General features: G+C 65.6%; 13 protein-coding genes. 12 read left to right on the top strand and 1 reads right to left on the bottom strand.

Going from position 1 to position 8,981, the window contains the following annotated elements; all coding sequences use genetic code 11:
- The first annotated feature begins 61 nt into the window (after nt 1-61).
- The 10 genes from FJV80_RS34150 (at nt 62) to FJV80_RS34105 (ending at nt 7,390) form a co-directional block, all read left to right on the top strand.
- Nucleotides 62-727: an amino acid ABC transporter permease gene (locus FJV80_RS34150; protein WP_095772109.1), complete on the top strand. Its 666-nt coding sequence runs from the start codon at nt 62-64 to the stop codon at nt 725-727.
- Between the two features lies 1 nt (nt 728).
- Nucleotides 729-1,379 carry an amino acid ABC transporter permease gene (locus FJV80_RS34145; RefSeq protein ID WP_095793133.1) on the top strand — a complete coding sequence of 217 codons (651 nt, stop codon included), beginning with the start codon at nt 729-731 and terminating at the stop codon, nt 1,377-1,379.
- 4 nt (nt 1,380-1,383) lie between these two features.
- Nucleotides 1,384-2,178, top strand: coding sequence for an amino acid ABC transporter ATP-binding protein (locus tag FJV80_RS34140; RefSeq protein WP_019861669.1), 795 nt, complete (start codon nt 1,384-1,386; stop codon nt 2,176-2,178).
- Between the two features lie 38 nt (nt 2,179-2,216).
- Complete coding sequence (locus tag FJV80_RS34135) at nt 2,217-2,678, top strand: RidA family protein (RefSeq protein WP_010911960.1); 462 nt, start codon at nt 2,217-2,219, stop codon at nt 2,676-2,678.
- Between the two features lie 25 nt (nt 2,679-2,703).
- Nucleotides 2,704-3,909: an aminotransferase class V-fold PLP-dependent enzyme gene (locus FJV80_RS34130; protein WP_142878484.1), complete on the top strand. Its 1,206-nt coding sequence runs from the start codon at nt 2,704-2,706 to the stop codon at nt 3,907-3,909.
- A gap of 132 nt (nt 3,910-4,041) precedes the next feature.
- Nucleotides 4,042-4,239, top strand: a complete 198-nt coding sequence (locus FJV80_RS34125) for a hypothetical protein (protein ID WP_142878483.1) — start codon at nt 4,042-4,044, stop codon at nt 4,237-4,239.
- A 37-nt stretch (nt 4,240-4,276) separates the two neighbouring features.
- Entirely contained in the window at nt 4,277-4,816 is a 540-nt protein-coding gene (locus tag FJV80_RS34120; protein WP_095772104.1) for a sigma-70 family RNA polymerase sigma factor, read from the top strand.
- Nucleotides 4,813-5,718 carry an anti-sigma factor gene (locus FJV80_RS34115; RefSeq protein ID WP_142878482.1) on the top strand — a complete coding sequence of 302 codons (906 nt, stop codon included), beginning with the start codon at nt 4,813-4,815 and terminating at the stop codon, nt 5,716-5,718. Before FJV80_RS34120 ends, FJV80_RS34115 begins: the two co-directional genes overlap by 4 nt.
- A gap of 98 nt (nt 5,719-5,816) precedes the next feature.
- On the top strand, nt 5,817-6,314 hold the full coding sequence (purE, locus tag FJV80_RS34110; protein ID WP_010911966.1) for a 5-(carboxyamino)imidazole ribonucleotide mutase: 498 nt from the start codon (nt 5,817-5,819) through the stop codon (nt 6,312-6,314).
- Nucleotides 6,311-7,390, top strand: a complete 1,080-nt coding sequence (locus FJV80_RS34105; protein WP_142878481.1) for a 5-(carboxyamino)imidazole ribonucleotide synthase — start codon at nt 6,311-6,313, stop codon at nt 7,388-7,390. Before purE ends, FJV80_RS34105 begins: the two co-directional genes overlap by 4 nt.
- Before the next feature lie 12 nt (nt 7,391-7,402).
- Here FJV80_RS34105 and FJV80_RS34100 read toward each other — a convergent pair whose 3' ends face one another.
- Nucleotides 7,403-7,822, bottom strand: coding sequence for a lysozyme inhibitor LprI family protein (locus FJV80_RS34100; RefSeq protein ID WP_142878480.1), 420 nt, complete (start codon nt 7,820-7,822; stop codon nt 7,403-7,405).
- 231 nt (nt 7,823-8,053) lie between these two features.
- On the opposite strand from FJV80_RS34100, the gene ykgO reads away from it, so the two are divergent.
- Together ykgO and FJV80_RS34090 are read left to right on the top strand one after the other, a co-directional pair.
- Nucleotides 8,054-8,179, top strand: coding sequence for a type B 50S ribosomal protein L36 (gene ykgO, locus FJV80_RS34095; RefSeq protein ID WP_006327841.1), 126 nt, complete (start codon nt 8,054-8,056; stop codon nt 8,177-8,179).
- A 109-nt stretch (nt 8,180-8,288) separates the two neighbouring features.
- On the top strand, nt 8,289-8,897 hold the full coding sequence (locus FJV80_RS34090) for a hypothetical protein (RefSeq protein WP_142878479.1): 609 nt from the start codon (nt 8,289-8,291) through the stop codon (nt 8,895-8,897).
- Nucleotides 8,898-8,981 lie beyond the last annotated feature (84 nt).

Raw genomic sequence — 8,981 nt, 5'->3', positions numbered from 1 at the left:
GAAGGGCGGCATTCCAGCCCTTCCGCGATCCATTCGACGGCCTTCACACCGAGGCGCACGCATGGGCTATGCCCTCAATTTCAACCTGATCTGGCGGCATTTCGACAAGCTGTGGGGCGGTCTGCTGCTCAGCCTCGAGCTTGCGGTGATCTCGATCGCCATCGGCACCGTCATCGGCCTGGTGCTCGCGGTCTGGTACGTCTCGGCCGGACGCGTGGTACGGGCCATCATCGCCGCCTATGTCGAATTCATCCGCAACGTGCCGCTGATCCTGCTCGTCTATCTCGTCTTCTACGGGGTGCCGACCGTGGTCGACCTGGCCTACAGCGCGCCGACCTCGTTCGTCCTGACGCTGTCGGTCTATAGCGGCGCCTATCTGGTCGAGGTGTTTCGCTCGGGCCTCGAGGCCGTCCCGCGCGGCCAGCTCGATGCCGGCAAGGCGATCGGCCTGACGCCCTGGCAAAGGCTCATCCATGTGCGCCTGCCGACCATGCTGCGCATCACGCTGCCGGCGCTGTCCAACACCTTCATCTCGCTGTTCAAGGACACCTCGATAGCCTCGGTCATCTCGGTGCCCGAGCTCACCTTCGGCGCCCAGTGGATCAACTTCAACACCTTCCGCATCGTCGAGGTCTATCTGGTGACGACGGCGATGTATCTGGTGACCGGCTACATCCTGCTCTTCGGGCTCAGGCTCGTCGAGCGCCGGTTCAGGGCGGCGCGCTGACATGGCGAGCCAGATCCTCTACGCCCTGCCCTTCCTCGCCAAAGGCTTCGCCTTGACCCTTTGGGTGTCGCTCCTGGTCGTCACCCTGTCGCTCGTCGCCGGCGTCCTGCTTGGCGTTGGCCTGGTCTATGGCCCCGCCCCGCTGCGCTGGGCGGTGCGCATCTTCTCCGACACCATTCGCGGCATTCCGATCCTGGTGCTGATGTTCTTCGTCTATTACGGCCTGCCGGCGGTCGGGCTGCATCTGCCGTCCTTCTGGGCGGCTGTGCTGGCGCTCACCCTGTTCAAGACCGCGCAGGTCATCGAATATCTTAGGGGCGCGGTCGCCTCGATCCCGAAAGGCCAGTCCGAGGCGGCGATGGCGATCGGGCTGACCTTCCGCCAGCGGCTCACCTCCGTCATCTTCCCGCAGGCCTTCAGGCGCTTCCTGCCGCCCTGGATCAACGGCGTCACCGATGCGGTCAAGGGCAGCGCGCTGGTTTCGCTGCTCGGCATCACCGATCTGATGCAGGCCATCAACCAGGTCATCGGCCGCACCTATGAGGCGATGCCGCTCTATATCCTCGGCGCGCTCATCTATTTCGCGGTCAACTATGCGCTCTCGCTCGCCAGCCGGCGGCTCGAGCGGCGCTTTGCCTTCATTCGGGAATAGCACGATGTCCGACGCCACAAACGCCAGTCCCGCGCTGCTCGACGTGCGCGATGTCTCCAAGGCCTTCGGCGCCGTCGAGGTGCTGCGTTCTGTCAGCCTTCAGGTGAAACGTGGCGAAGTGGTCACCGTTATCGGCCCCTCGGGCAGCGGCAAGACCACGTTGCTGCGCTGCGTCAACTTCCTCGAAAGCTACGACTCAGGCTCGATCCGCATCGACGGCAAGGAGGTCGGCTATCGCGAGGCCGGAACGCGCCAGCGCCGCAGCGAGCGCGACTTGGCCGCGATGCGCGCCGAGACCGGCATGGTGTTCCAGAGCTTCAACCTGTTTCCGCACCTCACCGCCGCCGGCAACATCATGCTTGGACTGACCAAGGTGCGGGGAAAGAGCCAGGCGGAGGCGCGCCAGATCGCCGAACACTGGCTCGGCCGCGTCGGGCTCGCCCACAAGGCCGACAGCCTGCCGGCCGAGCTCTCCGGCGGCCAGCAGCAGCGCGTCGGCATCGCGCGCGCCGTGGCGATGGAGCCGAAAATCCTTTTGCTCGACGAGATCACCTCGGCGCTCGACCCGGAACTGGTCGGCGAGGTGCTGGCCGTGGTGCGCAGCCTGGCCGAAGATGGCATGACCATGCTGATGGTGACGCATGAAATGGCCTTCGCCCGCGACGCTTCGAGCCGCATCGTCTTCATGGCCGATGGCGGCGTCAGCGCCGTCGGCCCGCCCAAGGAAATCCTGGCGGCGGAAACCAGCAATGAGCGCCTCCGCACTTTCCTGGCGCGCTTCCGCGCCTCGCATTTCTGACATTGGACGGCCGGTGCCGTCCCAAGGAGCCTGCTTCCATGACGCCTTACATCCGGCTCGCCGAACTCGGCCTGACGCTGCCCGAGCCGCCGACGCCCATCGCCAACTTCGTTACCCATGCCGAGAGCGGGCGATTGATCTTCCTGTCGGGCCAGGGGCCGCTGCGCGCCGACGGCACGCTCTGCACCGGCAAGGTCGGCGAGGACGTGACCGTCGAGCAGGCCTATGAGCATGCGCGCCTGACCGGGCTTAATCTGCTGGCCGTCATGCATGCCGCCGCCGGCGATCTCGGCCGCATCGTGCGCGTGGTCAAGCTGCTCGGCTTCGTCAACGCGACGCCGACCTTCAGCGACCACCCGAAAGTGGTCAATGGCTGCTCGGACCTGTTCGCCGATGTCTTCGACAAGATCGGCGGCCATGCCCGCTCGGCGATCGGCGTCGGCTCGCTGCCTGGAAACATCACTGTCGAAATCGAGGCGGTCGTCGAGATCGCCGCCTGACCTGCTACTCACGGGATCCGCTCACATGAAAACCTATTCCGACACCGGCTCCAACACCACCATTCGCGAACGGCTGGGTTTGCGGCCGATCATCAATGTCTCCGGCACCATGACCGCGCTCGGCGCATCGATCATCGTTCCGGAGGCGATCGGCGCCATGGCGGAGATGGCCTCGCAATGGGTGGAGATGGATGATCTGCAGCGCGCCGCGAGCACGGTGGTGGCGCGCCTCACCGGTGGCGAGGCCGGCTTCATCACCGCCTGCTGCGCCAGCGGCATCACCATGGCGATCGCCGGTGCAATAACAGGAACCAGCCTGCTCGCCATCGAGCGCCTGCCTGATGACACCGGCGACCTCAAATCGGAGGTCGTCATCCAGCTTGGCCACATCGTCAATTACGGCGCCCCGATCGACCAGTCGATCCGCGTCGCCGGCGCCAGGGTGGTGCCCGCCGGCACGGTCAGCGTCACCCAGGACTACCATGTGCGCGAAGCGATCAACGAGCACACGGCGGCCGGCCTCTATGTCGTCGCCCACCACACGGTGCAGTACGGCATGCTGTCGCTGGAGGAATTCTGCGAGATCTGCCACGCCAAGGGCGTGCCGGTGATCGTCGATGCGGCGTCCGAATATGATCTGCGCGGTTTTCTCGCCCGCGGCGCCGACGTCGTCATCTATAGCGGCCACAAATTCCTCTCAGGTCCGACCAGCGGCATCGTCACCGGTCGCAAGGATCTGGTGCGGGCAGCCTATCTGCAGAACCGCGGCGTGGCGCGGGCCATGAAGGTCGGCAAGGAAAGCATCGCCGGCACCATGGCGGCACTGGAAGCCTGGGAGAAGCGCGATCACGCCGGCATCCGCCAGCGCGAGGAGGCGGCGCTCAATCTCTGGAAGGACGCGTTGCAGGGACTGTCGGGCATCCTTGCCAAGATCATCCCGGACCCGACAGCCAATCCGCTCGACCGGCTGCAGATCTTCGTATCGCCGGAGAGCCGCTTCAGCGCCGCCGGCCTCGCCTCGGCGCTGGCGGCCGGCACGCCGCCGATCATCGTGCGCAACCACGAAGTCGAGCGCGGCCACTTCTTCCTCGACCCCTGCAATCTGCATCCTGGCGAGGCCGAGATCGTCGCCGAGCGGTTGCGTGCCGTGCTGACCGCGAAGGACCGTCCCGCCGATGCGATGAAGACTGCGCGGAAGGATTCTTCTGGCGCACTGCGCTGGCCGGATTGAGCGCCAGGCCAACCATCCCAAACCACCCGCGATCACGCGACTGTGAACAGCCGGATCGCGGGCTTTGGGAATAAATCGGCACCGCGACAAGTCTCCTCCGTATACGCCACGGCTGGCGTTGAGGAGACCGGCATGCCCCATCATTGCAAGGACAGCGAACACGGCGTCGGCCGTGGCGATGCGCTGGCAAGCATGATGATCGTCAGGCTCTCCTTCGTGGCGCTTGACAGCGGTGACGCAGATGAATTCAGTTTCGGCAAGGCAGGCGGCTCTGCCTGTTCCCGGGGGCTTTGCCCCTGCGAGCAGGGCAAGGTCGCCGTCGCATCTTGAGGCGGCACGGCCTGGAGTATCGGATCATGGTGCCGCTTTGAGCGAGAGGGCCCTGGCAGAACGCTTCAACGAAGTGGTGCTGCCGCATCTCGGCGACGCGCTGGCGCTGGCCCGATGGCTGACCGGCAATGCCGCCGATGCCGAGGATGTGGTGCAGGACGCCTGCATCAAGGCGCATGCCGGCATATCGGGCTACGCCGGCGGCAACGCCCGCGCCTGGCTGCTGACCATCGTGCGCAACACCTCCTACACCTGGATGGCGCGCAACCGGCCGCGTGTCATGATGGCCGTCGGCGATCTGGGCGACCTCGATGACATGGCGGCGGCGCACGGCACCAGCATGCCCGACGAGGACGGCCCGGAGGCGAGCCTGATCGCCAAGGCCGATAGTGCAGCGCTGGAGGCGGCGATCGCGGCTCTGCCGCAGCCATTTCGCGAGACATTGGTGCTGCGTGATATCAACGGCCTGAGCTATCGCGAGATATCGGCCATGCTTGCCGTGCCGATCGGCACGGTGATGTCCAGGCTGGCCCGCGCCCGTGGCCTGCTCGCGTCAGAATTGGGGAGAGCGTCATGACGCACGACGACGGACTGCCCAACGATCCCGAAGGTATCAGACTGATGATCCATGCCCTTGTCGATGGCGAGCTTGATGCGGCGGCCGCTCTTGCAGTGGAGCGTCGCATCGCCGCCGACCCCAGGCTTGCCGCCGAGCATGCCCGCATTGTCGCCCTGCAAGGCGCCGTCAGCCGCTTGCCGCGCCCCGATGTCAGCGATGCATTCCGGGCCCGCATCGCGTCGATCGGCATGGCCGGCGCCGAACGCCAGGCGCCGGTCGAGGCGGAGCCGCAGCACGGTACGCCATCGACGCTGCCGGGGTTGATTGCCGGCGCTGGCGGCGGTCAGAGACGGGAAGCCGGGACACGTCCTTCCCAGGCGCGGCCATCACCGAGAGCGCGCCGCTTCGGCTCGTTCGACTGGCGCGCCATGGCCGCGTCGATCATGATCAGCGCAGTGCTGGCCAGCGGGGCGACGCAATGGGTGATGCAGAGCGGCGTCGATGATGGCTTTGCCGCCGCGGTCGCCAGCGGCCATCGCCGCAGCCTACTTGCCGCGAGCCCGATCGACATCGTCTCGTCCGACCGCCATACGGTCAAGCCCTGGCTCGACGCCCGCATCGGCGTCTCGCCGCCGGCCCCCGACCTTGCCCAGGACGGCTACGCGCTGATCGGCGGCCGGGTCGAGGTGATATCCGGACGGCCGGTGCCGGCCCTGGTCTACCGCCACCGCGAGCATCTGATCACGCTGGTCGCCGAACCGCAGCAGGGCGGCAAGACCACGCAGCCGGGCGACCTTTCCTCCGGCGGCTTCTCGATGGTGCACTGGAGCGACGGCGCCTTCTCCTATTGGGCAATCTCCGACATGGAGCGTCCCGAGCTTGACGACTTCGTCGCCCGCTTCCGCAAGGCGGCGGTTTAGGCTGGATTATGGCCACCGGCCTTGCCGGTGGCCTGATATCCTTGCCGTCGCTGCCGAATTCGGCTAAGGCGCGCCTTTGTCGCCGGGGAGCAACAAGCTTGAACGATCAACGCGCCGACGTCGCCATCATCATGGGCAGCCAGTCCGACTGGGCGACGATGCGCCAGGCGGCCGAAACGCTGGAGGCGCTGGGCGTCCCGCACAAACGCCTGATCATCTCAGCGCATCGCACGCCCGACCGGCTCTATGAGTTCGCCAAGGGCGCCAAGGCCGCCGGCTACAAGGTGATCATCGCCGGCGCCGGCGGCGCGGCGCACCTGCCCGGCATGACGGCGGCGATGACGCCGCTGCCGGTGTTCGGCGTGCCGGTGGAATCGAAGGCGCTGTCGGGGCAGGATTCGCTGCTCTCCATCGTCCAGATGCCGGCCGGCATTCCTGTCGGGACACTGGCCATCGGCAAGGCGGGTGCGGCCAATGCGGCCCTGTTGGCAGCCGCCGTTCTGGCGCTGAACGACGACAAGCTTGCCCAGCGCCTCGACGCCTGGCGCGCCTCGCAGACCGCCAAGGTTGCCGACGAACCGACGGACACGCCGTGAGCCTGCCCGCCGGATCGACCATCGGCATCATCGGCGGCGGCCAGCTTGGCCGCATGCTGGCGATGGCCGCCGCCCGCCTCGGCTACCGCACCATCGTGCTGGAGCCGCAGCCGGATTGCCCGGCGGCACAAGTCGCCAACCGGCAGATTACGTCAGCCTATGACGACCCGGCCGCCCTTGCCGATTTGGCGGCGGCAAGTGCCGTCGTCACCTACGAGTTCGAGAATGTTCCCGTTGCCGCGGCAGAAGCGCTTGCCGCCAGGGTTGCGGTCTATCCGCCGGCGCGCGCACTCGACGTAGCGCAGGACCGGGTGAGCGAAAAGACATTCCTCAACGGCATCGGCATTGCCACCGCCGATTTTCGTCCGGTCGACACCGACGAGGACCTGACGGCGGCGCTGAAGACATTCGGCGGCAGCGGCATATTGAAGACGCGGCGCATGGGCTATGACGGCAAGGGCCAGCGTGTCTTCCGCAACATGGAGGCGGGCGGCTTCGCCGGCACCTGCGAGGCGATGGGCAATGTGCCGCTGATCCTGGAAAGCTTCGTGCCCTTCGATCGTGAGATCTCGGTGATTGCAGCGCGTGGCCTGGATGGCGCAGTGGCAGCCTACGACCCGGCCGAGAATGTCCACCGCAACGGCATTCTCCACACCTCGACGCTGCCAGCCGGCGTCAAACGTGAGACGGCTGAAGCGGCGCGGACGGCGGCGGCAAAAATCCTGTCGGCGCTCGATTATGTCGGCGTCATCGGCGTCGAGTTCTTCGTGCTTTCCGACGGTTCGCTGCTGGCCAATGAGATTGCGCCACGCGTCCACAATTCAGGCCACTGGACCGAAGCGGCCTGCATCGTTTCGCAGTTCGAGCAGCATATCCGCGCCGTTGCCGGCCTGCCACTCGGCAGCCCGGAGCGCCACTCCGATTGCGTGATGGAGAACCTGATCGGCGACGACGTGCTGCGCGTCCCTCAACTGCTCGCCGAGCCCGATCTGATGCTGCATCTCTATGGCAAGGCCGAGGCGCGGCCCGGCCGCAAGATGGGCCATTTCATCCGCGTCAGCCGTCGCGTTCAATAGCCGGAAGCGAACCTATTGCAGCTCGTCGCTGTCCTCGTTGGAGCTGGCGCAGCTCGCATCGCCTTCCTCGCAATTGGCCGAGGCCGCAAGCTGCTTGATGCGGTCATTGGTCAGCCTGGCCAGGCACTGCGAAACCTCCATCGCGTGGATGGAACCGCCCACGCTGGCGGCCGTGCTGTGCGCGCACTCGGCGTCGCGGAAGGTGATCCAGGCGCGTTGCGCCGCCTGCAGCAATCTTTTACCGTTGGCATCATCGGAGCTGATCAGGTCCTGATAGGCCGCATTGAGCTTGGCGTCGGCGGCCTGGTAGTCCTCGCCGGCGCAGATGTTCATCATCTGCTGGCTGTCGTCGGAGCGGTCGCATTCCTGTGCGCGCACGATCGACGTTCCCGCCAGGACGACAAGGCAGGCGGACAGCAATATTCGGCGCATGATCGTCCCCAAATCACTTGAAACACTCCGCATCATCCCAGCCGGCCTACGGCCGCGCAATGCCGCAAGGCCGACATGGCGGATATTTGATGATATGGAGGTATGGAGCATGCTTGCGGTTGACACGGACAAGGCTCCTCGTTTATGAGCCACCCACCGTTGAAAAGGCGCGTCTTCTGGCGCGCCTTAAAATTTCGACCCGGGACCGGGTCCACACCGACAGGCAAGACCATGAAGATCAAGAATTCGCTCAAGGCGCTGAAGGCGCGTCACCGCGACAACCAGCTGGTTCGCCGCAAGGGCCGCGTTTACATCATCAACAAGACCGCCCCGCGCTACAAGGCGCGCCAGGGCTGAGCTTTCGGCCGGAGGCTTTTCGCCTCCGCCCCTTGATGCGTGTCGGCCTGCCGACCTTCTCACGCTAAAATCACTTTGCTGTTCCGCCGCCCGGGACTAGGATCGGGCGATGCGGATTCTTTTTGCATTTTTGACAGCCCTGCTTGTTTCCGGCGTCACAAGCTTGCCGGCCAGCGCCGCGGACGATCAGCCGGCGGCGCCGGCTGCCCCGGAGGCTCCGGCTGCGCCGATGACGAAACAGGCCCGGCTCGACAAGCTGTTTTCCGACCTCAAGCGCGAACGCAACGAAAAGGCCGCCGAACGCATCGCCGGCAACATCTGGAGCGAATGGTTCCAGTCCGGCAGCGCCTCGGTCGACCTGATGATGCTGTGGTCGCAAAAGGCGATGGACAACCAGAAATTCGACGTCGCGCTCGATTTGCTTGATCAGGTTGTGACCTTGCGGCCGACCTATGCCGAAGGCTGGAACCGGCGCGCCACGGTGCATTTCATGATGAAAAACTACGGCAAGTCGATGTCCGACATCGATCACACGCTGCAACTCGAGCCGCGCCATTTCGGCGCGCTGTCGGGCCTGGCGCAGATCATGGCGCTGACCGGCCACAAGCAGTCGGCGCTCGAAGCCTGGCAGAAGGTGCTGGCCATCTATCCGATGATGCGCAGCGCCCAGGACCAGGTCGCCACGCTTTCGGAAGAGCTTGCCGGCGAAGGAATTTAGTACAGGCAGTATGGAATAGGCAGTAGGCAGTAGGCAGTAGGGAGAAAGATTGAGCGGCAAACACCAACCTACTGCCTACTGCCT

The organism is Mesorhizobium sp. WSM4310 (assembly GCF_007003935.1).
Classification (GTDB): Bacteria; Pseudomonadota; Alphaproteobacteria; order Rhizobiales; family Rhizobiaceae; genus Mesorhizobium.
This window is presented reverse-complemented; position numbering and strand designations above follow the sequence as displayed.

Bases quoted from the DNA above. Each gene is read 5' to 3' on its own strand.
- FJV80_RS34090 (WP_142878479.1), top strand. From the start codon at position 8,289: ATGCGGATTCTTTTTGCATTTTTGACAGCCCTGCTTGTTTCCGGCGTC.
- FJV80_RS34145 (WP_095793133.1), top strand. From the start codon at position 729: ATGGCGAGCCAGATCCTCTACGCCCTGCCCTTCCTCGCCAAAGGCTTC.
- FJV80_RS34140 (WP_019861669.1), top strand. From the start codon at position 1,384: ATGTCCGACGCCACAAACGCCAGTCCCGCGCTGCTCGACGTGCGCGAT.
- FJV80_RS34130 (WP_142878484.1), top strand. From the start codon at position 2,704: ATGAAAACCTATTCCGACACCGGCTCCAACACCACCATTCGCGAACGG.
- ykgO (WP_006327841.1), top strand. From the start codon at position 8,054: ATGAAGATCAAGAATTCGCTCAAGGCGCTGAAGGCGCGTCACCGCGAC.
- FJV80_RS34100 (WP_142878480.1), bottom strand. From the start codon at position 7,822: ATGCGCCGAATATTGCTGTCCGCCTGCCTTGTCGTCCTGGCGGGAACG.
- FJV80_RS34150 (WP_095772109.1), top strand. From the start codon at position 62: ATGGGCTATGCCCTCAATTTCAACCTGATCTGGCGGCATTTCGACAAG.
- FJV80_RS34125 (WP_142878483.1), top strand. From the start codon at position 4,042: ATGCCCCATCATTGCAAGGACAGCGAACACGGCGTCGGCCGTGGCGAT.
- FJV80_RS34115 (WP_142878482.1), top strand. From the start codon at position 4,813: ATGACGCACGACGACGGACTGCCCAACGATCCCGAAGGTATCAGACTG.
- FJV80_RS34135 (WP_010911960.1), top strand. From the start codon at position 2,217: ATGACGCCTTACATCCGGCTCGCCGAACTCGGCCTGACGCTGCCCGAG.